This is a genomic window from Bacteroides sp. MSSM.1001136sp1_RTP21357st2_D2_RTP21359_211015 (assembly GCF_040913205.1).
Lineage (GTDB): Bacteria > Bacteroidota > Bacteroidia > Bacteroidales > Bacteroidaceae > Bacteroides > Bacteroides ovatus.
Genome location: NZ_JBDFVF010000009.1, coordinates 1 through 21990, shown reverse-complemented (window position 1 = coordinate 21990; position 21990 = coordinate 1). Strand labels below are relative to the sequence as shown.

Here is a 21990-nt window from a genome sequence, read left to right as displayed (position 1 = left end):
CGATTTAACCATACCACTGAAAATATGAAAACAAAAACTTTATTAGGCTTCTTTCTCCTCTCTCTCATGACTTTTTGTATATCAGCCTGTCAAGATGATGCAGAGATTATTTTATTTAGCGGTTCCGAATTAATCGACGAAACGGGAACCTGTACGAACACGATTTCTTCTACAGTCCTGTATCTTAATGGATGGGAAGTGTCTTTACATATAAAGGTGAAAATGATGTAGAGAAACAACACACCTTCTTTAATTTTAGCCCGTATTTAGGAACTCAAAGTCTTACAAGAGAAAGAGGTCCGATTACTACGGCATGGTTGGAAGATGTATCTGATTCACCTTATCTCGAAGATGTTTTACCTGCAGATAGAACGGTTGTATATTGGGTGGATACAATGATCTTCAGTTTATCTGCGGAGGATTTGTAATCATTTGTACGGGCTTTATTGTAAAGCCCGTATACGTACTTCGGTTGTTTTCTCATTTTTCAATCCTTCTTTTACTTTATTGATATCCGTATTTCCGTAATGATAAGGATACAAAATGTGCGGCTTGATAATTTGAGTTGCACGTATCGCTTGTTCCGGTGTCATGGTGTAGGGTTGGTTGACTGGCAGGAAAGCGATATCAATATCTTTCATTTGGTTTAGTTCTGGAATATCTTCTGTATCTCCGGCGATATAGATGCGGGTCCCTCCCAGAGTAAGAATATAGCCGTTGTCACGTCCTTTGGGATGGAACTTATCTCTGCCGGGAGTCGTATTATAGGCCGGTACGGCTTCCAGTTTCATATCATCTGCCAGTTGAAGCACATCACTGTTCTTCATTTCCTGTCCTCTGTTCAGCATTTTCCGGCAATTAGGATTAGCAATAATTCTAGTCCCGCTTGTTTCGATAGCTGCTATTGCTTTGGTATCGAAATGGTCTCCATGTTCATGCGTAATCAGGATGAAATCCGCCTTCGGCTGTTGTGTATAGTCGGCGTAATCGGATACTGGATCAACGAATATTTTTTGTCCTGCATATTCCAGCAATAAGCTCGCATGTCTGAAGAAAGTGATCTTCAGGCTTTTCCCATTTTGGGTGGTAAATGAATCCATTTCAAAGTTTTGCATCTTTGTAGTCAGGTTAGTTGGGTTGTTAAATGAATGGGAATAAGAAAATCCGTAAGAAAAGCATAATACGAATGCTAATAATAGATTCTTTTTCATATCTGTACAGAATTTGGTTCCCTGCAAAGATAAACATCCGAGAAGATTTATCGGTTCATATTTGAAATGATTCTTTGCGAAATTAACTTTCTTTTTGTGGAAAATAAGAAGGCACGGGAAATATTTCATTCCCGTGCCTTCTCTTATTATTTTATACCTTTACGGTATTCTTATGCGTTCAAAGCCTGTTCGATATCAGCAATGATATCATCCGCATTTTCGATACCTACCGATAGGCGGATCAGGTCCGGACGTACACCGGCTTCCATCAGTTGCTCATCCGTCAACTGGCGGTGAGTATGGCTCGCCGGATGGAGCACGCAACTGCGTGCATCAGCTACGTGAGTAACGATAGCGATGAATTCCAGTGAGTCCATAAACTTGATAGACACATCACGTCCGCCTTTCAGACCGAAGGAGATGACTCCGCAAGAACCGTTCGGCATATATTTCTGTGCCAGGCTGTAATATTTGTTGTCCGGCAGACCACAATAGTTTACCCAAGCTACTTTCTCATTTTTAGAAAGATATTCGGCCACTTTCTGTGCGTTACGGCAGTGTTGAGGCATACGCAGGTGCAGTGTCTCAAGTCCCAGATTCAATAAGAAAGAGTTTTGCGGACTCTGGATGCTGCCGAGGTCACGCATCAGTTGGGCAGTTGCTTTGGTGATATAAGCACCTTTGCCGAATGCTTTGGTATAAGTCAGTCCGTGGTATGACTCGTCCGGAGTACAAAGTCCCGGGAATTTTTCAGCATGAGCATCCCAGTCAAAATTACCGCTGTCTACGATACAGCCACCTACGCTTGTAGCGTGTCCGTCCATGTATTTGGTAGTAGAATGAACCACGATGTCAGCTCCCCATTCAAATGGGCGGCAGTTGATCGGGGTCGGGAAAGTGTTGTCAACAATCAAGGGAACCCCGTGACTGTGTGCGATGCGTGCAAATTTCTCAATATCCAGTACTTCAAGAGAAGGGTTGGAAATCGTTTCACCGAATAAAGCTTTTGTATTCGGTTTGAAAGCTGCAGAAATTTCTTCTTCGCTGGCATCCGGATTAACGAAAGTCACATCGATGCCTAGCTTCTTCATAGTCACGCCAAACAGGTTGAACGTACCTCCGTAAATAGCGGAAGAGCAAACAAAGTGATCTCCTGCCTGACAGATATTAAAAATGGCATAGAAGTTGGCAGCCTGGCCGCTGGAAGTCAGCATAGCGGCTACACCACCTTCAAGGGCAGCGATTTTGGCGGCAACAGCGTCATTCGTTGGATTTTGCAGGCGGGTATAAAAGTAACCACTGTCTTCCAGGTCGAACAGGCGGGCCATCTGCTCGCTGGTATCGTATTTGAAAGTTGTACTTTGATAGATGGGCAATACGCGTGGTTCGCCTTTTTTAGGCGTCCATCCTGCCTGTACACACAGGGTTTCCGGTTTGAATTGTTTTGCCATAATGTTATCGGGTTTTAATGTTTTATTTCAAAAAATGTTTTAATGCTGCAAAAGTAGGGAAAATAATTGTATTTTTGCCCTGTTTATGAGTGAAATGATACTCTTGCGAAGGAGATAGTTAATGTAGTTATGAAAAATAAACTCTATATTCTTTTATTCTTAGCTTTTCTTTTTTCGGGCACAACTCTTTGGGCACAGCAGAAGGCAACCCCGAAGGCGGGTGAAGGTATCTCTTCTTTTCTGTTGAGGCACAACCGCTCTCCGAAGAAGTATTACGACGACTTTATTGAGCTGAATAAACAGAAACTGGGAAAGAACAATGTGCTTAAAGTGGGCGTGACGTATGTTATTCCTCCCATTAAGAAATCACCTTCCGGAAATACCGGGACAAAGCAACAATCTCCGAAAGCTAAATCAACAAAAATAGGAACTACCCTCAATCAGCCTCTGTTTGGAAAACAACTGGCTGATGTGAAAGTCACTTCCAACCGTCTTGCCGGTGCTTGCTTCTATGTGGTCAGCGGACATGGAGGTCCTGATCCGGGTGCTATCGGGAAAGTTGGTAAATACGAATTGCACGAAGATGAATACGCTTATGATATTGCCCTCCGTCTGGCACGTAACCTAATGCAGGAAGGGGCCGAAGTCCGTATCATCATTCAAGATGCTAAAGATGGTATCCGTGATGATTCATACCTGTCAAACAGTAAACGGGAGACTTGTATGGGTGATCCAATTCCTTTGAATCAGGTGCAACGCTTACAGCAACGCTGTGATAAAATAAACGCTCTTTACCGGAAAGACCGTAAGAACTACTCTTATTGCAGGGCGATTTTTATTCATATTGATAGCCGTAGTAAGGGAAAACAAACGGATGTCTTTTTCTATTATTCGAATAAAAAGGGAGAAAGCAAACGATTGGCGAATAATATGAAAAATACGTTTGAGTCAAAGTACGATAAACATCAACCCAACCGGGGCTTTTCCGGCACAGTAAGCGGGCGTAACTTATACGTACTTTCCCATACCACTCCCGCTTCCGTCTTTGTGGAGTTGGGTAATATCCAGAATACGTTCGATCAGCGTCGGTTGGTGATGAATTCCAATCGTCAGGCACTCGCCAAATGGCTGATGGAAGGCTTCCTGAAAGACTACAAGGAGAAGAAATAACATTTTTACTTCTCCTTTCGTGAACAAAATAAAAATCTGAATGTTTTATATATGCAAATCGCCTGATGGCTACTTGTAGGTATGCGAATATATATAGGCTAGTGAATATGCCTCCCCGGCATAACAGGAAGATTGCATAGTAGTTTTGTCGTGTTTTATTTTGTGTTTGTGTTGTGACGGTGCTGCGATGTGAATCGGGGTACCGTTTTTTCGTTTCTCTTGAATTCCTTAAAGGGCGTGCTATTTCATTTTCTTATCATATTAGTTGAATAAAATCTTATCAATCCTGTGAACAAAATCCGGAAATGTATGTTATTTATTGTGCAAATCGCCTGATAAAGCTTCTTGTGTGTATGCGAATATAGATAAGTCAAGCAAGGTATGCCTCCCCGGCATGACAGGAAGATTGCATAGTAGTTTTGTCGTGTTTTATTTTGTGTTTGTGTTGTGACGGTGCTGCGATGTGAATCGAGGTGCCGTTTTTTTTGTCACATATAAAGAAACGGCAGGCTTACAAATAAGAAACGAGCTTACAAATCTCCTAAAGTATATCATAGAATCTTTGCAAGCTCGTTGTATGAGTGGTGCTTTTGCGCACCTTATCTAGTTGTTATAAAGGCATATTACCATGCTTCTTGGGCGGGTTTGTCTGCATCTTGTTTTCCGTCATTTCCAGTGCCTGAATCAGACGTTTGCGAGTCTGTCTCGGATAAATGATTTCGTCAATATATCCCAGCTCGGCAGCCTGATACGGAGTGGCAAACTTTTCTTTGTAGGCTTCCAGTTCCTTGGCCTTTGTTGCTTCGTCAGCTTTGCGGAACAGGATATTGATGGCGCCGTCCGCACCCATCACAGCAATTTCTGCACTTGGGTAAGCGAAGTTCACGTCAGCTCCGGTCTGCTTGGAGTTCATTACGATATAAGCACCACCGTAAGCTTTGCGGGTAATCACTGTCAGTTTGGGAACAGTGGCTTCTGCAAATGCATAAACTATTTTTGCACCGTGACGGATGATACCATTGTTTTCCTGTGTATATCCCGGAAGGAATCCCGGAACATCTTCGAATGTAATCAATGGAATATTGAAGCAATCGCAGAAACGGATAAAACGGCTTGCTTTGTCGCTGGCATCAATATCGAGAACACCGGCAAGATAAGCTGGCTGATTCGCTACGATACCTACCGAACGACCTGCCATACGGGCAAAGCCAATGATAATATTCTTAGCAAAGTTCGGCATCACTTCGAAGAAATAGCCGTTGTCTATAACACGTTCGATAATGTCTTTCATGTCATACGGTACGTTCGGGTCTACCGGAACGATTGTATCCAGAGAAGTATCTTCGCGGTTTGTTTCGTCAGTGCAAGGTTTTTTCTTAGCTTCATCCATATTATTCTGTGGTAAGAAAGAAAGCAGTTCACGGATGCTCATCAGCAATTCTTCTTCGGTATTGCACATAAAGTGAGTCACACCGCTCTTGCTACTATGTGTCATTGCGCCACCCAGCTCTTCTTTACTTACTTCCTCATGAATCACAGTTTTTACTACATCCGGACCAGTCACAAACATGTGACTTTTTTCTTTCACCATAAAGATGAAATCGGTCAGGGCAGGAGAGTAGCAGGCACCTCCGGCGCAAGGACCCAGGATTGCCGAAATCTGTGGAATCACACCGCTGGCCATTGTATTCTGATAGAAAATATCAGCATAACCGGAAAGGCTCTCGATCCCTTCCTGGATACGTGCACCGCCCGAATCATTCAAAGCGATAATCGGGGCACCGTTCTTCAATGCAAGTTGTTGTACTTTCACAATCTTTTTAGCATTGGAAGCTGACAGTGAGCCGCCATATACCGTAAAGTCATAAGCGTAAACAAACACCTGGCGACCGTCCACCTTTCCGTAACCGGATACGATACCATCTCCCGGAATTTTGTTCTTATCCATACCGTAGTTCGTACAACGGTGAACCATCAACTTATCCAGTTCAACGAAAGTACCCTTATCGAGTAACATCTCGATACGTTCGCGGGCAGTCATTTTACCGCTTTCATGTTGCTTCTCTATTTTATCAACGCCTCCACCAAGAGAAGCGATGCGGTCACGTTCCTCGAACGTGGCGTATGCTTTATTTATTTCTTCCATAATGCAATCCGTTCTTATTATTATGCAATCGGTTCTAATGTTATTAATGTCTGTTCGCCGGTTATGCTATCACCTTCTTGAACCAGAATTTCTTTAATGCGGCAATCCGAAGTCACTTTGTAGTTGCTCTGCATCTTCATTGCTTCGATAACGATGGCAGTATCTCCCGCTTTCATTTCCTGACCGACTACAACAGGTATTTTCACCACCTTGCCCGGCATCGGAGAAATAATACAATCATTCTGTTCCTCTTCCCCTTTCTTGCGCATCCGCAAATATTTCGCCTGGCTGTCCACAATTTCTACATTGAAACTGCTATAATGCGTATTCACTTTATAGCTTTTCCCGTTATCACGGCGAATCAGCTGTGCATTCGAACTGCGTCCGTCCATCAAGATGTTGCAAGTGCCGTTTTCCGCCATCACTACATCTGCTTCAAACGGTTTTCCATCAATGGTAAGCACCACCTTGTTATCTTCTTTGCTGACCAACTCTACTTCGGCCACACGGTTTCCTATATGAATTTCCATAATTGAATTCTCTTTGTTAAAATTAGATTCTCAACACTCCCTTGTGCAGTCCGAACTCTTTCCATTTGCTGATAGGACGGTTGTCGGTAGCCATACCGCTGTTGTTCTCTTCGAGGTTCATCAAGTAGTCCATATAGGCGGCAATCAAAGCAATATTTTCGGAATGTTCGCTGGTGCGCATGATGCGTTGTTGCAGATATTCGCCGTTCTTGGTGATGAATCCTGTATCATAGTGACCTTCCACGAAATCGGGAGTGTCCATGATGGCACGCAGATAGCTGATGTTGTTTTTCACACCGGTCAACTTATATTCGTGGAGTACGCGGCGCATCCGCTCGATAGCGTATTCGCGGTTGGTAGCCCATACAATCAGTTTACCGATCATCGGGTCGTAGTAGATTGGAATTTCATATCCCTCGTACACATAACTGTCAATACGCACACCGATACTGTTCGGCTCTGTAATCTGTTTGATGATACCCGGACTTGGCATGAAATTCATTTCAGTGTCTTCGGCACAGATACGACATTCGATAGCGTGCCCGCGTTGCCGGATATCCTCTTGTTTCAGTTGAAGCACTTGTCCGTCGGCAACTTTAATCTGCTCTTTTACCAAATCTACCCCAATCACTTCTTCCGTAATCGGATGCTCCACCTGTAAACGGGTGTTCATCTCAAGGAAATAATAGTTGCGGTGTTTGTCAACAAGAAATTCGATAGTACCCGCACCGATGTAGTTCACCGCTTTAGCCGCAGCTACCGCCTTTTCACCCATATCTTTCCGTAGTTCGGGAGTGACGAAAACCGAAGGAGTCTCTTCTACGATTTTCTGGTTACGGCGTTGCACGGAACATTCGCGTTCGCATAGATGAATGACATTTCCATGCTTGTCACCAAGAATCTGGAACTCGATATGATGAGGCTCTTCAACGAACTTCTCCAGATAAACCGTGTCGTCGCCAAAGGAAGACAACGATTCGCTCTTGGCAGTAGTATAAGCTTCTTCCACTTCTTCGGCACTGTGGATGAGGCGCATACCCTTTCCACCACCGCCCATAGAAGCTTTCAGCATCACCGGGTATCCGATCTTATTGCAAAGTTCTATGGCTTCTTCCACACTTTTCAAATTGTCTTGTGTGCCGGGAACAACGGGTACTCCCGCCTCGATCATTTTGATACGGGCAGCAATTTTATCCCCCATGGCTTCCATTGTTTCCGGATTAGGTCCGATAAAGATGATTCCTTCTTCCTGACATCGACGGGCGAAGGTAGCATTCTCGGACAAGAAGCCGTAACCCGGATGGATGGCGTCCGCATGAGCTGCTTTCGCCACTTCGATGATTTTTTCTATATTCAGATAACTCTCTTTGGATGCTGCCGGCCCTACGCAATAAGCTTCGTCTGCATAAAGCACATGCTTCGCGGTCCGATCTGCTTCGGAGAAGATAGCGATACTCGTTATCTCCATCTCCCGGCAGGAGCGCATCACCCTTACGGCAATTTCACCGCGATTGGCTACTAAGATTTTTTTTATCATACTTTTTTCAATTAAGTACATACTTATTAATGTCTTCCCATCTAATGGACATACTCCACCCGACGAAAAACAGTATTTTTTTGATTTGGGGCTTAACAAGTGATGCTCTTTCTCCTAACCCACGAGGAGGGGAGCGTCTTACACAAAATGGCAGGTCTTCTGACTGACTCTTGTCTTATTTGCCTTCCCGATTAACATCAGTGGCGTTAAATTAGTTCAATTATAAGACATTGAACAGAGCTTCACAGCAGCGGGACTGTCCGGGACTTACACCCGATTCCCTATTAATCGTCGTCCGTTGGATACGGATTCTGAACCATTTCGGGGGGCAAAGATAAATAAATATTAAATAAGATGTTCCTTTTTTGCACGAAAGTTTCATTTTTGTGCAATGCTTATCTTTAAATAAGGATTCTTTAATTAGTGTATAACCTTGCTACTTTTCTAAACTATATTTCTCCTGATATTGTTAGGTTGATAGTAATTAATTAAAAGGAGATATTCGTATGAAAGAAAAGAAAATAGCTCGTGAAGAAAGAAATCAGGAGAAACTGGCTAACGGTGATTGGGTAATGGCAGAGTTTTATGCAACGTGGTGTCCTCATTGCCAACGTATGAAACCGGTTGTTGAAGAATTTAAGAAACTGATGGAAGGAACATTGGAAGTGGTATTGGTAGACATCGATCAGGAACCAGCCCTTACAGATTTCTATACAGTTGAGTCGACTCCTACCTTTATTCTTTTTAGAAAAGGACAACAGCTCTGGAGACAATCCGGCGAATTACCTTTGGAAAGATTGGAAAGAGCAGTGAAAGGATTCAAATCCTGACGATTATTGCATAGTTTGTTACAATGATATGCGTAGCTGATTCTATGCTGGTATGTCTTTGTCTGGCATACTTCTAATATGCATAAAGAAAAGCAGAAAGTATTCTCCGGTGAGGTACTTCCTGCTTTTCTTTATTTTTATTGCTTTCTGTTGAGTCGTAACTCATACAGGCAAGCCTGTACCTCTTCAAGGCTGCCGGTATGTTTTCCTTCATCATCAGACAGTTTGATACATTCCCTCCATTCCTGATTGACATTCATCTTACATTGTGTCAGTTTCATCACGATGTTCGAAGGTTCGAACCCGGTATCGTTGGTGAGATTGGTACCGATCCCGAAAGAGCAGCGGATTTTGTTTTTGCAGTATTCTTGAATATCCAATGCTTTTGTAAAGTCTAGGGCATTGCTGAATACGATGGTTTTGGTTGTCGCGTCGATTCCCAACTCTTTGTAGCGGGCAACCAGCTTATCGATAAACTCAAATTCATTGCCGGAATCACACCGCACTCCATCGAAAAGTTTGGCTTGTTTACGGCTAAGGTTGCTAAGGAAGATGCCGGAAGTATATGTATCGGAAAGTGCGATACCTAAATCACCGTCATAAACATTCACCCAGTTTTCGAGTGCCATATAGTTGGCATGTTTATATCCGAACTGTGCTCCATGAAACATAAACCATTCATGTGGATGAGTTCCCATCATTTTCATTCCATATTTCATTGCAAAGTTACAGTTGGAAGTTCCGGTGCAATATTGCGCTGTTTCGTTCAGCTTCTTGATAACCGTTTCCTGCACATCAATGGAGAATCTTCTCCGTGTGCCGAACTCTGAAAAGCGAAGCTGATGTTGATTCGACAATTCTATTTTCTCCGACAGCTTGCAAAGAATCTCGTTCATGTCTGCTACATTGCCAAAGAAACGGTTTTTGATTTCGGAGACAATAGCGAGCAAAGGCACTTCGTATAAAGTCACTTTATAAAGCAAGTCAGTCACTTCGATGTGGAGATGACAAGCTTCATCCAGATGAATATCAATCTTATTCGGATCGAAACGAAAAGAAGACAACCACTCCCAGTAGACTCTCGGAAGGAATCTGCAGTTTTTCGTCATATATTCCAGCTCCTCTTCCGTAAACCTCAACTGACTAAGATTCTTGATCTCTGCCTTGAGTGCCTTCAGGAAATCTTCGGTATATTGAGTTTCATTCCGGTCGTTGAAACTAAACGTGCCCATTGCATAGGGAAACAGTTTGATATAAGCATACGATGTGGTAAACTTATAAAGATCGGTATCTAGTAATGTCTTAACAATCATTTCGTTCGCTCTTTATATTTTATAACGTCGTAAAGTTAGTATTTGTTGAATAATATAACGACTTAATCATTAATAATTATGCCTTTTTTATTCGGGGGAATAAAGTCAGGATCTGAATATATATTCTGTTTGCAATGGCAAATTCCTTATCTCTTATTATAGTTACCTCAATAAGTCAAGCCGATTTTCAGCGTAATGGAATGGTGCGACAATTCTTCCTTAAACGTCGTATGGAAATACGGATCTTCCTGTTTCTTTGTCCGTTCCAGTTTCTGGAGTTCATAACCTGCCATCAAATTCAGTTTAAATTTCCGGTTGACCTTAAATTGTGCACCGATGGAAGGAGAGAGGTAAAAGCCTCCGTTTGCTTCTCTGTCTGTGGCAAAAGACCCACCGATATGACATTCCAGATAAGGAGTCAGTCTCCTGGGCTTCGTTATATAAAATTGCGCACTGGCATAAAGCGGAATGAGTAGTTTTTCATAAACAGAAAGTCCGCTACCCGCACCGATGGCAAACCGTTGACTGATGTGGTAGTGACTGACGATTTGCCAGTTGAAAGGCGTGTAAGAAGGCTGATTCATAGAAAAACCTGTCCCGATATATGTAGTGTAAGAGAGACGTCTGCTGTCTGTTTGTCCGTCGGCACATACAGTGATGAAAGATAGCAGCGCAAAGATGAATATAAATTTCCTCATAATGATGCAAGGATAGAGTTTGATAATATTATGGTTAGCTACTGCTATTGCACATACACGGTTATACTTTTAACGATATGCAATGCAGTTGTGAGTGAAGAAGTATCTTTGGTAAGATCTCCATTACTTCCATCCGGGCTACTGTGTCCGATCAGTTTGGCTGTAAATTCTTTCTTGCCGGAAGTCAAATCCACTTCTGCTGCGTAGACAAGGGCAGGCTGTCCGCTCCCTTCTTTTCCACCGGAGTAATTGGCGTCTCCTTCTTTGGCCGATTTCGGATATGCATCATTGAAATCTGTAGAATGATTGATTTCAATTTTGACTATAAACTTCTTCAACTTCCCGGTTGGCGACATCTTCACATTAAAACTACCTTTCGGAGTAGCTCCGCTGATACCGTCCGTCAACGGTTCCTTTTTGCTAGGGAGATATAACCCGTCTTCATATTGGATTCCCCGTTGATAACACCAATGCGGCAGCGCTTCCTTTCGGCGGTTACCGCCGGAGGCTTGCCAGGATTGAGTGGCTATTTTGTGTGTCACATACACGGTGGACAGATAATTCCCTTCCATGTCTTCAGTCCAGATTGCAATCTGGGGCGGATTTTTGATGTTGATGCCTAGAAACAAAGGAAAATTATGCAACCACTCTTCCCCTTTTTCAATAGATATTTTAAGATCGTTACTGTCGTATTCTACTAAATCCCGGTTGCATCCACTATTTATCAATAGAGAAAGAAACCATATTCCCATTATTGTCATTTTATTCATTTGATTAGAGTTGTTTTTGTAACCAGAGGTCTACTAATAGATTGATGCCTTCTTCCAATTCCTCCCAGCCGCTTTCCTGCTGAATCTTGAGGCCGTTGTAGACCGGGCAGTTTTCTTCGAGCAATGCCAGATAACTGATGGCTGCGGTGATGATGGAAGCCATAGCAGCAATCTCTTTTTTCGGATGTTTTGATAGTTTGCTGACTGCCTCTACCAGCCAGATTCCTTTCTCTTCCCGTTTGTTGCGCAACTCTTTCACAAACTTATTGTCCGTTGTCAGTTCCCAGCGATACAGGCGTTTCAATGTATAATTCTCCCGTAACCGCATGATTTGTCTTTTGAATATCTGCTTGATAAATGCGGCTAAATGAGCCTGATCCGGTAACTCTTCATCGAAATTAGTCCAATAGTCGTTCTGCTGAATGTAGGCTGCTATCAGTCCATCCAGCGAATTGAAATAACGGTAGATAAGCATTTTTGAAACTTTGGCCTTGGCTGCTACCGCATTGATCCCCAACCCCTCGAAACCGCTTTCTTCAATGATGTCGTTGACGGCTGTAATCAGGGTCATTTCCGTAGCCTGTCTGTTTTTAGTAATCTCTTTTTCCATACTTTGATACTTTTGTTACTGACTGGTCACAAAGATATGTTTCCTATCGGTAACATCAAGGAAAAAGAGATTATTTTTTGTAATGGTTGCCGGTTAATAACCTATCATCTTTACCGATAATACGTTATCCGGTCGTTTTATGATAACGCCACTGTCGGATTATGAACGGTCAGTCCGCCATCCACCACAATCGTTTGTCCAGTGATGTATCTGGCATCGTTCGAAGCCAGAAAAGCGATGGTAGCTGCAACATCCTCCGGTTCTCCCAGATAAGGAGTGGCACATTGACCGAGGAAGATATTACGTACATCCTCATTCAGGTTGTCCAATGCAGCGGGAGTAAGTACCAGTCCCGGAGCTACGGCGTTGCAACGGATGTTTTTCTTTCCCATTTGAGTAGCGATATATTTCGTCAGGTTGATGACACCCGCTTTGCTGGCGCCGTATAAAGTACCGTTGGCATCAGCCGTAAGTCCGCTTATGGAAGCTACGTTGACAATGTTCCCACCACCATTGGCAGTCATGATAGGAATGACCTGTTGGGAAAGATACATCGTGCAGCAGAGATTCAGATGGAATGCTTCGTCAAAGTAGTTGATGTCCAGCTTTTCGATGCTAAGGTCACGTTTGGGATCAGTTCCTCCTACATTATTAATCAGTACGTCTATTCTTTGATATTCATTCATGGAAAAATCAATCAACTCTTTGCAACTCTGGAGTTCGGTGGCGGAGAAATAGACATGACGCACGTCAGCCCCTGCGTGCGTGAGTTCGTTGGCAAGCTGCTCCGCTCTTTTCTCGGAATGGTCAGCGATGACTACTTTGCCTCCTTCGGAGACAATGCGGCGTGTGGTTGCTTCGCCGATACCACCGGCGGCACCGGTGATGACAACTACTTTATTTTCGAATCTGTTCATATAATGGGAATTTGATGATTACCTTCTATTAGAAACAGCTGGCAGAGGAATTTGTTAGCCCTCATAAACTCTCTTTAATAAGATAAGGTGTTCGATTCGAAAACTTTTGCATCTTTTCCAGTTTTACGCTCTGATTATTTAAGAAAACTGTTAAATGTTAATGCCTGCCCACTCATTTGTTAATACGGCTCTGATTCTATTAAACCATGTTATAAGATACGCTGCTTTGGCCTCAAAATTTGGAGATAACCGAAAAGTACGTATCTTTGTACTGTGTTTTTCATAGTATTAGATTTAAGGTTAACAAAAGATTGGCTGTCTGGGATAGATAGCCTTTTTTTATGCCTGTAAGTCAACTGCAGACCGAAGAGATTAAAACAACGAATATTGGTTATCCCGCAGGCTTTTCATCTCCCGTTCCTTTACGATATCATCTTCGGATAAATGGCCGATGAGTAGCGGTGAGTTTTTATCATGTTTCCTCCTATTATATACTGCCGTGTTATAATTGCCTTTGATGGCATAACAATAAATACATCCGTTCAGGCAACTTTCATAAGTTCCGATATCAATGCTTTCAATGCAGTTGCAGATGTTACGCTGGTTTTTATCCTTTTGGGCGAGGATAGGATAACCGATGATCTTTTCTATCAGATCCTTATCAATACACAGGCCGCTCGGAATACCTAAATGTCTTAAATCCACTTTTACAGTACAAGTATCCAGCTGTATGTCGGGATAAACGTCGATTGTTTTTTTAAAGGAGACAGCCATTTCTTCTATTTCCTCTTGAGTCAGCGGATGGATGTTGAATAACCGTACTGAGTTCCGGATATGCTGGTAATGATCTATGAATCCCAGCATACATTTGGCAGTGTGGTCTTTGAGTTCGTCGGCAATCCGGGCAAATGCTTCCTGGTGGAAAGAAACATTGTATTCCTCGTTCGTCAGTATCGGATCATATCTCCAGATCACCCTTTCCCTGCCGATTTTATCAGCCAGCTTTTTAAAGGTATCCATTCGTTTATCGATGGAGGGCAAATGATTTTCCGGCTTTTCTCCGTAGGGGTTAAGTGTAAATTGGAAGTAATAGTTGTAATCCTGCAATTTCTCCAGTTGGTTGAGCATAGGTGCCGGGTTCTTGGTCCAGAAAACAAAGCAATCTACTACAGCAGGAGATAGAGAGATCTTGCTAATCATTTTCGGATGATATGGATTGGGCACTAATACATATCCTTCTTTAATCCGGTTGAAAAACCACTGGGAATAGAATGCCGGAATATCTGTCCGGCGGCTGGCACTGATTATCATAGTTCAAAGTTACAAAAAAAAAGACGATGTTGTTTCAATGATTCCCTCTTTTTTGTATTCTTACTTACCCAAGAAGTAACTAGTGTGAATGAATATGTTAAATGTTAACGTGTGAAGTCTGAAATGTTAATGCGCTTCCCAGAGTATTAAACCCTGTTATAATATGGGCTGTTTAGGCTCTAGAATTTGCTATTTACCTGAAATATGGTACCTTTGTACAGTGTTTTTTTCATAAGTATTAGATTTAAGGTTAACAAAAGATTGGTTGCTCGTGATGAGTAGCCATTTTTTGTTTTTATACACTATGATTGTTTATTCCTTAATCATAGTCAACAGCATCTTAAATCTCTCCACTGCTGTAAGGGCATGCGGCGCATTCGCCGGAAATACGATACTTTCTCCTGCTTTTACGGTGAACAGAGTTCCGTTTACAGTAATATTCACTACCCCTTCCAATACCTGCACGAGCGCATCAAACGGGGCACGATGTTCGCTTAACCCTTCTCCTTTATCAAAAGAAAATAAAGTGATATTTCCTGCCGGACTTTTGATTAACTGTTTGCTGATAACGCCTCCTTCAGTATATTCAATGAGAGAAGCCAAATGGAGCACAACTCCTTTTTGAAATGATTGTTCCATATTTGTTTTATTTTTAAGTTAATATCATATAGAGAACACTTTTCGAATATGCATTGTTTGTCTATAACAAAAAACGATTTTTATTGTTATAGTACGAAAGACTCAATAAACTAACCATTATTATGAAGAAGAATATCTTATTGTTTGGAGCACTGATAGGTGCTTTCTTATTGGTTTCCTGTTCGGGAGGAAACAAGAAACAGGCTGCGTCCTCCGTCACTCCGGAGGAATTGGATAATGCCAGTAAAGTGATAAACTATTATCATACATCGCTCATCGTGTTGAGGCATGTAGCTAATGCAAAAGACGTAAATGCGGTCTTGGGATATATGGAACAGACAGGAAAAGTTCCTGAAGTATCTCCGATAGCACCGCCTGAAGTATCTGCCAGAGACACTGCGGAATTGATGGATCCGGGAGATTACTTTAATATACAAGTCCGTCAGAATCTGAAGCAGAGTTATAGAGGACTTTTCAGTGCACGGGCGCAATTCTATGATAATTTTAATAAGTTTCTCTCTTACAAGCAGGCCAAAGAGACAGCCAAGGCTGGCAAGCTCTTGGATGAAAACTATCGGCTAAGTGTAGAAATGTCCGAATATAAACAAGTGATTTTTGATATTCTAAGCCCTCTCACGGAACAGGCTGAAAAAGAACTTCTTGCCGACGAACCGTTGAAAGATCAAATCATGGCTATGCGTAAGATGTCCGGCACTGTGCAAAGCATAATGAATCTTTATTCCCGCAAACATGTACTGGAGGGTGCTCGCATTGATGTGAAGATGGCAGAATTGAAGAAAGAACTCGAAGCTGCAAAGAAACTTCCTACTGTCACAGGCTATGATGAAGAGCAAAAGAATTATTATAGCTTCCTGTCTTCTGTGGAATCGTTTATGAAAGATATGCAGAAAGCAAGAGATAAAGGCGCATATTCCGATGCAGATTACAATGCGATGTCGGAAGCCTACGAATATGGACTTTCCGTTATCTAAAGAATTCTTCCTCTGTTTGAATGAGTTGCAATCATGTTTCTTCAAGCAGGGGATGCTTTTTTAATTAAGCAAAGAAGTCCTTTTTTTACTATCCCCTTTTAAACAGGAGTTTTACTTTTGCATTTGGATTAAGAAATAATATCTTTGTTATATGCAATCATTTCAACTGATAAAACCCTGTTTTGCACTGGCTCCCTATATACGGCATTACTGGATATTGCAAGACGACTCAATAGCTCCTGTCTCCGAACGGACTCTGCCTATTGGCTGCATGCAACTGGTATTCCATAAAGGGAAACAACTTCTTTTGTTGGGCGAGTCGGAGCTGCAACCCCAATCCTTTATTTCCGGACAATCGGTCGGTTTCTCGGATGTGATGTCTACAGGCAGGATAGAGATGATTACTGTTGTTTTTCAACCTTATGCGGTAAAAGCATTGTTTCATATACCCAGTCATTTGTTCCATGGGCAGACTGTAGATACCGATGCGATGGAAGATGTAGAACTGTCGGATTTAGTGAAACAGGTCACGGATACTTCTGATAATGCAGTTTGTATTCGGTTGATAGAGCAGTTTTTTCTTCGTCGTTTATACACTCTTCCCGAGTATAATCTCAAGCGGATGTCTGCTGTCTTTCATGAAATAAACCTCCGGCCGCAAATCAATATTTCTCATTTGTCGGAAACAGCCTGTTTGAGCAGTAAGCAGTTTGGGCGTATCTTCGCCGATTATGTCGGCACTACTCCCAAGGAATTTATTCGTATTATCCGTATGCAACGGGCGTTATCCATGCTGCAACAGGATGCTACGATTCCTTTTGTACAAGTGGCTTATGAATGTGGCTTTTCCGATCAGTCTCACATGATAAAGGAATTCAAACTCTTTTCCGGTTATACCCCTGCGGAGTATCTTTCTGTATGCGCCCCTTATTCCGATTATTTCTCTGAACTCTAAAGATGTCTCTTTTTTTCTATCGGGCTTCCTCGTGTTACCCTACTTTTGCAATGTCTTTGCAAAGGCTTAGTAGTAACCATAAAAAAGAAACGAGATGAAAAAATTAATTGCATTTTTTGAGATTCCTGCTACCGATTTCCGTCGGGCTGTCGATTTTTATGAAACTGTGTTGGGGGTGCAACTTCCGACTTTTGAATGTGAAACAGAGAAAATGGCTTGTTTCACGGAAGAAGGTGAAACCGTCGGTGCTATTTCTTATACTTCAAATTTCGACTTTCTTCCTTCAACGCATGGCGTACTTATCCATTTCAACTGTGAGGATATTGAACAAACATTGGAAAAAGTGCTTCTGAAAGGAGGGAAAGTTGTCATTCCCAAAACAAAGATTGAGGCAGACGATAAAGGATGGTTTGCCGTATTCACGGATAGTGAAGGAAACAGGATTGGCGTCTATGCTGAAAAATAACAGGTAGGGAAGAGGGAACAGCCTGTCTGGAAGTGACTGCTGTTCCTTCGTCCCCTTATCCGGATTATTCTACCGGAATATAGATCTCCGTCAACAACTCTTCGGGGGGAGTGTCACATGGATTGTTCAGATAGCGTTCAGCACTGGCTTCATCACGTATCGTACATTCCATTTCGGGCAGATACTTTCCGTAAATCGTATCGTACACAGCTTGCAGATTGTCATACGGGCCTTTATAAAGGAAAATAGCATAACGTCCGGCTGGGATAACCTTGAATCCCACATCACTTTTGGGGGCAACCTTTACAGGCATTACCATGCATACGTCTGTACGCAGTTTCTCGGCTGGCGTCACTTTCGGATCATCGTGGTAGATGCAAAGCGGGCTGAAATCTCCCATCGGCAGTTTTTGTTCTTTGATGAATTGGAATAAACGGCCCCAAGTGCCACCGTAATCATTCAGTTTGTAGTCGCCTGTAAGGCGGATATAAATCACATTCCGTTCGGAGACATTTCTGATCTCTTTTTTTAGTTCCAGGTCTGGCCTGATAATCGCTGGTTTCATAATTACAAAGTTTTTATTGTTTCTATATTCTAAAGGTGAAATGCCATAAAATTGCTTGAACACTTTCGATAATGAAGAAGGGGATGCGTAACCAATCCGGTAGGCGATGTCAGCAATCGGAATATCCGAGTAGCGGAGTAGGCGTGCGGCAGCTTCTGTCCGCGTCCGGACAATAAACGTACCAATCGGTTCACCGAGAAAAGCTTTCATGATCCGGTGAAAGTAAAAAGGAGAAAAGTTTGAAATTCTGGCCAGAGATTTTAAATCAATATCTTCTCCTAAATGTTGGATGATGTATTCCACTACAACATTTACGCACTTTTGATATTCCTCTTTCGTTGTTTTTTTCTGTTGCATAACTAATTTTGGTATTTCACTTCGCAAAGGTATTGGTAAAAAAGCGAAATGACTTGTCCGATATTGCGGAAATGTCAACTTTCTATTTTCTTTCTATGGTTGCCCTATACCTGTTTTGAGAATTTATTTTGATATATAATGTACCTTACAGTGGTGTTATGGTGTGAACCATGACCAAATTTTTAACCGTTAATTGCGAAATTGATTTTCTTGTTTTAAATAATGTCAAAAACTAAAATAAAAAAGCCGGTTTTGTTATAAACTATTATTAAAATGATTATATTGTAACCGAATTATTAATAAAAATAGCCATGGATAAAACAATTGTAGGGAACAATGCCGGAAAGGTCTGGTATGCCCTGAAAGAAATTGGTGAAATTTCAATACCTGAATTGGCGAGAAGATTAAACCTAAGCGTAGAAAGTACAGCATTGGCCGCCGGTTGGTTGGCACGAGAGAACAAAATTTGTATCCAACGGAAAAATGGATTAATTGCTTTATCTGATGAAAGCGCTTTTCCCTTCAGCTTTGGATAATAGCAGGTTTTGTGAGTGAATATCTTTGAAGTTCCGTTAACTTATAAGTAAGAATATGTCCGTATAAGGTATCACAAGTTAAGTTTGAACTTAAGAAGTTTTATATTTAAAAGAGTTGCTCAATAATAGGGCAACTCTTTTAACGTATAATAAACGTATAAAAATGTCGAATCGTGTCCGGATGTAGATAAAATTTATATACTTGTATTCCACAATAATAATTGCCTGTTTTTTCTCTGGCAATTCTATTCCGGAGAATATCTTTAGAATCCTACCCGTTTTCTTCCCTGGGAGAAATCCATTCCTTCGTAATTATAGATTTCAGCCAGTGTCATGGGGTGTGTCTGTTCGGGAATATCCAGGCTTTCTTCCTTGATTAGTTGATTAACCTTATCAGTAGTCAGGTCTTTAAACTCGTATCGGGCAGCCAGACGTCCTTTTCTAAGCAATGCTTCGTCGATATCTTTTAATGGAGCATTAAAGGTGCAGATAAATTTGATACACAATTCATCGCTCAATAGCCCGTCGCTAATATTCAGTATGTTGACTAAGCCGGCATTCATACGGTTGCCTCCGTTGCGGCTTGACAATAGTTCTTCGCAATCCTCTACGATGAAGATAGAATTCTTTTGTTGGCGGATGAAAGTGATAAAGCTCGGATCCGAAAGTTTATCTACCAGGTCTCCACTCATATAGATCATTCTCTTTTTTCCAAGATTGATAAGGTGGCGGATATAAGTCGTTTTTCCTGTACCCTGTTTTCCATGCAAAATGATTAATCCGCTTTTGTTGTCCTCCAGCAGAAAGTTTTCGATCTCGGCAGCTACGGGAACAAAATCATCGTTATAGTGACGATCAATCTGAATAGCAGGTTCATTAACTTGCGATTGTTTCAGGCTGAAGTAGTTATGAGAGTATGTTACTATAAATAGATTGTTAAGTTTCTCATTTTCCTTCTTGTGGTTTTCGCAAATCTGATTGATCTGATTGATTTCCTCCTTGTCGATATTGGAATAGACAATCTTTACGCAATTATCAAAATAGCCGATCATCAAATTCTTTTTGCAGATAACGATACAGTCGTATAACTCTTTTGTAGATGTATTATCTTCTTCTTCCTCCTCTTCTTCTTTTTCATTTTCAAAATGATTGCAGTACACATGCTCGAATATATCGAACGCGTCATCTTGCTGATAAAGTTCCTTGATTTCTTTCAGAAAATCCTGGTTTACTTTATATTTTACCATTTTCATGGAAGGGAATCGTTTGAATATCTGATAGAATAGACTACAAATGCTACTGTCGCTGAACCATCCTGTGGAGTAATCAAAAATATCTGTGAAATCTGCGAGTGTGCATTCTTTACTCATTTTTTCTTTTTATATAAATAGAATGGCAAAGGTACGAAATAAATCTATGATATGAACTGAACCGATTTATCATTTTCTCGAAAAACATAGGCGTGGATAGTTTCCTGTATTTATATCAAAGCTCCTGCAAATGATTTTTCATTTTCATTTCTCATGTTCTCATAATATATGTGATAACAATCTTCAAATCAGTTATATAACACTATGAGAAATAAAAGAAGAAAGGGTATTTCTCATAGTGTTACCAGCATTTTGTCCACAAAACAAAGTATTTCTCATAGCTTTTCAAGGCATTTCTCATAATCTTTCGTAGGGCAAAGAGGCTAATTAATTGTAATAGATTCAATGCTACATATTCAGTTATGTATTGATTAATAATATATTATAAAGCGTTTATGAAAGTGTATGGAGTAGATATTCTCATGTTTTCCTACCGGTATCTGAATCGTTCCACTAGAGTGGAAAGGTCTGTTCACTAGAGTAGATAGAACCGTTCACTCCAGTGCAACGATCTGTTCACTAGAGTGTAACGATACGAATAGTGGTAGGAAGAAATAACAATGATTAGGGAAAAACATAAAGGTATAAGGTGAATAACATACAGGAAAGTAGTAAATAGCAAGAAGTTGCTTAATAAAACCGAAGAAGGAAAGGAGTAATCGTAAATCCGGCAAAAGTCCGGAAAAACTACAATTATACTGTATGAGAAATGAGTAAAATGTATAGACGGAGTATGAGAATAAGATGAGAAATAGTTTAAACCCTATGAGAAATGCTCGATTTTACGGACTAAATCATGGCAATACTATGAGAAATACCCTTTTGTGTTTTATTTCTCATAGTATTATCTATTTGATTCACAGATGATTATTATGTATATTATGAGAACATGAGAAATGAAAAAGAAAAATCCTTTTCAGCAAAGTGAAGTTTCTACGCATCATTCTCATACAAGTATCATATTAATGAATCAAACTAAGGAATGGAATCCACTATAAAACCACTATCCTTATATCTATCTTTCTTTCCTCTTATTTTAATGAACTGATTCTTTAATTGCTCCCTAATACAAACTGCTCCTCGGCACACCTACGCGCCCGCGTGTGATATAATAATGTGTATCCCTCTCGTCGTTTCCGCACACAATTTCCCTATACATAAAAAATATGTTCTACAACATCGTTATGCATCAGCACTTTAGCAAATGTATTCAAAAATAATTAGAAAAAATAGTTTGATATATTTGGAGTGTATACCAAAAGGGCGTACTTTTGCACCCGCTTTCCAAGAGAAGAAAGCCTTGACAAATTGACTTAGTGAAAAAGTGGAATCTCACTTAAAGAAAAGAACAAAAAACTTCCGAAAAAGTTTGGATTATAATAACTAAAGTTCTTATCTTTGCAGTCCGATTCGCAAAGAAAATTGGCAAGAGTTATTCTTTCATACCTTCTTCCCCTTTCGCATAGAGAGCCAGAGAAACCAGCGTAAAAAGAAAAACTAAAAAAACTTCCGAAAAAGTTTGGTAGTTAAAAATAAAGTCCTTACCTTTGCACCCGCTTTTAAAACGAAAGCAACAAGTTCTTTGAAATATTGATAAACAATACAAGTAGTACAAG

The 21990-nt window shown here is 41.0% G+C and carries 21 protein-coding genes, 1 pseudogene and 1 riboswitch; of the genes and pseudogenes, 7 read left to right on the top strand and 15 right to left on the bottom strand.

The features are described 5' to 3' along the window. The first annotated feature begins 24 nt into the window (after nt 1-24). Nucleotides 25-428 (top strand): annotated as a pseudogene (locus tag AB5217_RS07900) (hypothetical protein). A gap of 15 nt (nt 429-443) precedes the next feature. Here AB5217_RS07900 and AB5217_RS07895 read toward each other — a convergent pair. Continuing rightward, on the bottom strand, nt 444-1340 hold the full coding sequence (locus tag AB5217_RS07895) for an MBL fold metallo-hydrolase (RefSeq protein ID WP_004308978.1): 897 nt from the start codon (nt 1338-1340) through the stop codon (nt 444-446). A 41-nt stretch (nt 1341-1381) separates the two neighbouring features. Beyond that, entirely contained in the window at nt 1382-2662 is a 1281-nt protein-coding gene (locus AB5217_RS07890) for an O-acetylhomoserine aminocarboxypropyltransferase/cysteine synthase family protein (RefSeq protein ID WP_004306892.1), read from the bottom strand. Nucleotides 2663-2791: 129 nt separating this feature from the next. On the opposite strand from AB5217_RS07890, the gene AB5217_RS07885 reads away from it, so the two are divergent. Next, a complete protein-coding gene (locus AB5217_RS07885) occupies nt 2792-3832 on the top strand; it encodes an N-acetylmuramoyl-L-alanine amidase (protein ID WP_008650399.1) in 1041 nt (346 codons plus the stop codon). A gap of 610 nt (nt 3833-4442) precedes the next feature. On the opposite strand, the gene AB5217_RS07880 is transcribed toward AB5217_RS07885, so the two are convergent. The 3 genes from AB5217_RS07880 to accC are packed head-to-tail and all read right to left on the bottom strand — an operon-like array spanning nt 4443 to nt 8045. Beyond that, nucleotides 4443-5978: an acyl-CoA carboxylase subunit beta gene (locus AB5217_RS07880; protein WP_004296828.1), complete on the bottom strand. Its 1536-nt coding sequence runs from the start codon at nt 5976-5978 to the stop codon at nt 4443-4445. 20 nt (nt 5979-5998) lie between these two features. Next, nucleotides 5999-6508 carry an acetyl-CoA carboxylase biotin carboxyl carrier protein subunit gene (locus tag AB5217_RS07875; RefSeq protein WP_004306894.1) on the bottom strand — a complete coding sequence of 170 codons (510 nt, stop codon included), beginning with the start codon at nt 6506-6508 and terminating at the stop codon, nt 5999-6001. A 22-nt stretch (nt 6509-6530) separates the two neighbouring features. After that, complete coding sequence (gene accC, locus AB5217_RS07870) at nt 6531-8045, bottom strand: acetyl-CoA carboxylase biotin carboxylase subunit (protein ID WP_004321665.1); 1515 nt, start codon at nt 8043-8045, stop codon at nt 6531-6533. Nucleotides 8046-8176: 131 nt separating this feature from the next. Continuing rightward, nucleotides 8177-8381: riboswitch (cobalamin riboswitch) on the bottom strand. Between the two features lie 170 nt (nt 8382-8551). On the opposite strand from accC, the gene AB5217_RS07865 reads away from it, so the two are divergent. Beyond that, complete coding sequence (locus AB5217_RS07865; RefSeq protein ID WP_004296832.1) at nt 8552-8875, top strand: thioredoxin family protein; 324 nt, start codon at nt 8552-8554, stop codon at nt 8873-8875. A gap of 137 nt (nt 8876-9012) precedes the next feature. On the opposite strand, the gene pncB is transcribed toward AB5217_RS07865, so the two are convergent. The 7 genes from pncB to AB5217_RS07830 form a co-directional block, all read right to left on the bottom strand. Continuing rightward, nucleotides 9013-10188: a nicotinate phosphoribosyltransferase gene (gene pncB / locus AB5217_RS07860; RefSeq protein WP_008650402.1), complete on the bottom strand. Its 1176-nt coding sequence runs from the start codon at nt 10186-10188 to the stop codon at nt 9013-9015. A 167-nt stretch (nt 10189-10355) separates the two neighbouring features. Continuing rightward, nucleotides 10356-10886 (bottom strand): hypothetical protein, encoded by a 531-nt coding sequence (locus tag AB5217_RS07855; RefSeq protein WP_008650403.1) that lies wholly within the window; start codon nt 10884-10886, stop codon nt 10356-10358. A 44-nt stretch (nt 10887-10930) separates the two neighbouring features. After that, on the bottom strand, nt 10931-11656 hold the full coding sequence (locus AB5217_RS07850; protein WP_008650404.1) for a hypothetical protein: 726 nt from the start codon (nt 11654-11656) through the stop codon (nt 10931-10933). A gap of 4 nt (nt 11657-11660) precedes the next feature. Continuing rightward, a complete protein-coding gene (locus AB5217_RS07845) occupies nt 11661-12266 on the bottom strand; it encodes a TetR/AcrR family transcriptional regulator (protein WP_070782516.1) in 606 nt (201 codons plus the stop codon). 137 nt (nt 12267-12403) lie between these two features. Then, nucleotides 12404-13183, bottom strand: a complete 780-nt coding sequence (locus AB5217_RS07840) for an SDR family NAD(P)-dependent oxidoreductase (protein WP_004296838.1) — start codon at nt 13181-13183, stop codon at nt 12404-12406. 372 nt (nt 13184-13555) lie between these two features. After that, complete coding sequence (locus tag AB5217_RS07835) at nt 13556-14494, bottom strand: DUF1848 domain-containing protein (protein ID WP_070782515.1); 939 nt, start codon at nt 14492-14494, stop codon at nt 13556-13558. Nucleotides 14495-14806: 312 nt separating this feature from the next. Beyond that, the gene (locus AB5217_RS07830; protein WP_004296840.1) at nt 14807-15133 is read right to left on the bottom strand and encodes a cupin domain-containing protein; all 327 of its coding nucleotides are present in this window, start codon (nt 15131-15133) and stop codon (nt 14807-14809) included. A gap of 122 nt (nt 15134-15255) precedes the next feature. Between AB5217_RS07830 and AB5217_RS07825 the strand changes: the two genes are divergently transcribed. From AB5217_RS07825 to AB5217_RS07815, 3 genes are all read left to right on the top strand, one after another. After that, nucleotides 15256-16125, top strand: a complete 870-nt coding sequence (locus AB5217_RS07825; protein ID WP_007751317.1) for a DUF6845 domain-containing protein — start codon at nt 15256-15258, stop codon at nt 16123-16125. Nucleotides 16126-16276: 151 nt separating this feature from the next. Further along, complete coding sequence (locus tag AB5217_RS07820; protein WP_008776366.1) at nt 16277-17080, top strand: helix-turn-helix domain-containing protein; 804 nt, start codon at nt 16277-16279, stop codon at nt 17078-17080. A 94-nt stretch (nt 17081-17174) separates the two neighbouring features. Then, nucleotides 17175-17546, top strand: coding sequence for a VOC family protein (locus tag AB5217_RS07815; protein ID WP_070782514.1), 372 nt, complete (start codon nt 17175-17177; stop codon nt 17544-17546). A gap of 64 nt (nt 17547-17610) precedes the next feature. Here the strand turns inward: AB5217_RS07815 and AB5217_RS07810 are convergent, their stop codons facing one another. Then, nucleotides 17611-18468, bottom strand: a complete 858-nt coding sequence (locus tag AB5217_RS07810; RefSeq protein WP_004296845.1) for a GyrI-like domain-containing protein — start codon at nt 18466-18468, stop codon at nt 17611-17613. A 311-nt stretch (nt 18469-18779) separates the two neighbouring features. On the opposite strand from AB5217_RS07810, the gene AB5217_RS07805 reads away from it, so the two are divergent. Next, nucleotides 18780-19004, top strand: coding sequence for a winged helix-turn-helix domain-containing protein (locus tag AB5217_RS07805; protein WP_004296847.1), 225 nt, complete (start codon nt 18780-18782; stop codon nt 19002-19004). Nucleotides 19005-19267: 263 nt separating this feature from the next. Here the strand turns inward: AB5217_RS07805 and AB5217_RS07800 are convergent, their stop codons facing one another. Together AB5217_RS07800 and AB5217_RS07795 are read right to left on the bottom strand one after the other, a co-directional pair. Further along, complete coding sequence (locus AB5217_RS07800) at nt 19268-20374, bottom strand: AAA family ATPase (protein ID WP_004296848.1); 1107 nt, start codon at nt 20372-20374, stop codon at nt 19268-19270. A 1432-nt stretch (nt 20375-21806) separates the two neighbouring features. Then, a partial coding sequence (locus tag AB5217_RS07795; RefSeq protein ID WP_368117362.1) for a hypothetical protein occupies nt 21807-21990 on the bottom strand: 184 nt, incomplete at its 5' end.

Excerpts from the sequence above, each read along its gene's own strand:
- AB5217_RS07805 (WP_004296847.1), top strand. The coding sequence starts at position 18,780 with ATGGATAAAACAATTGTAGGGAACAATGCCGGAAAGGTCTGGTATGCC.
- AB5217_RS07880 (WP_004296828.1), bottom strand. The coding sequence starts at position 5,978 with ATGGAAGAAATAAATAAAGCATACGCCACGTTCGAGGAACGTGACCGC.
- AB5217_RS07830 (WP_004296840.1), bottom strand. The coding sequence starts at position 15,133 with ATGGAACAATCATTTCAAAAAGGAGTTGTGCTCCATTTGGCTTCTCTC.
- AB5217_RS07835 (WP_070782515.1), bottom strand. The coding sequence starts at position 14,494 with ATGATAATCAGTGCCAGCCGCCGGACAGATATTCCGGCATTCTATTCC.
- pncB (WP_008650402.1), bottom strand. The coding sequence starts at position 10,188 with ATGATTGTTAAGACATTACTAGATACCGATCTTTATAAGTTTACCACA.
- AB5217_RS07895 (WP_004308978.1), bottom strand. The coding sequence starts at position 1,340 with ATGAAATATTTCCCGTGCCTTCTTATTTTCCACAAAAAGAAAGTTAAT.
- AB5217_RS07850 (WP_008650404.1), bottom strand. The coding sequence starts at position 11,656 with ATGAATAAAATGACAATAATGGGAATATGGTTTCTTTCTCTATTGATA.
- AB5217_RS07800 (WP_004296848.1), bottom strand. The coding sequence starts at position 20,374 with ATGAGTAAAGAATGCACACTCGCAGATTTCACAGATATTTTTGATTAC.
- accC (WP_004321665.1), bottom strand. The coding sequence starts at position 8,045 with ATGATAAAAAAAATCTTAGTAGCCAATCGCGGTGAAATTGCCGTAAGG.
- AB5217_RS07890 (WP_004306892.1), bottom strand. The coding sequence starts at position 2,662 with ATGGCAAAACAATTCAAACCGGAAACCCTGTGTGTACAGGCAGGATGG.
- AB5217_RS07825 (WP_007751317.1), top strand. The coding sequence starts at position 15,256 with ATGAAGAAGAATATCTTATTGTTTGGAGCACTGATAGGTGCTTTCTTA.
- AB5217_RS07840 (WP_004296838.1), bottom strand. The coding sequence starts at position 13,183 with ATGAACAGATTCGAAAATAAAGTAGTTGTCATCACCGGTGCCGCCGGT.
- AB5217_RS07810 (WP_004296845.1), bottom strand. The coding sequence starts at position 18,468 with ATGCAACAGAAAAAAACAACGAAAGAGGAATATCAAAAGTGCGTAAAT.
- AB5217_RS07855 (WP_008650403.1), bottom strand. The coding sequence starts at position 10,886 with ATGAGGAAATTTATATTCATCTTTGCGCTGCTATCTTTCATCACTGTA.
- AB5217_RS07885 (WP_008650399.1), top strand. The coding sequence starts at position 2,792 with ATGAAAAATAAACTCTATATTCTTTTATTCTTAGCTTTTCTTTTTTCG.
- AB5217_RS07815 (WP_070782514.1), top strand. The coding sequence starts at position 17,175 with ATGAAAAAATTAATTGCATTTTTTGAGATTCCTGCTACCGATTTCCGT.
- AB5217_RS07865 (WP_004296832.1), top strand. The coding sequence starts at position 8,552 with ATGAAAGAAAAGAAAATAGCTCGTGAAGAAAGAAATCAGGAGAAACTG.
- AB5217_RS07845 (WP_070782516.1), bottom strand. The coding sequence starts at position 12,266 with ATGGAAAAAGAGATTACTAAAAACAGACAGGCTACGGAAATGACCCTG.
- AB5217_RS07875 (WP_004306894.1), bottom strand. The coding sequence starts at position 6,508 with ATGGAAATTCATATAGGAAACCGTGTGGCCGAAGTAGAGTTGGTCAGC.
- AB5217_RS07820 (WP_008776366.1), top strand. The coding sequence starts at position 16,277 with ATGCAATCATTTCAACTGATAAAACCCTGTTTTGCACTGGCTCCCTAT.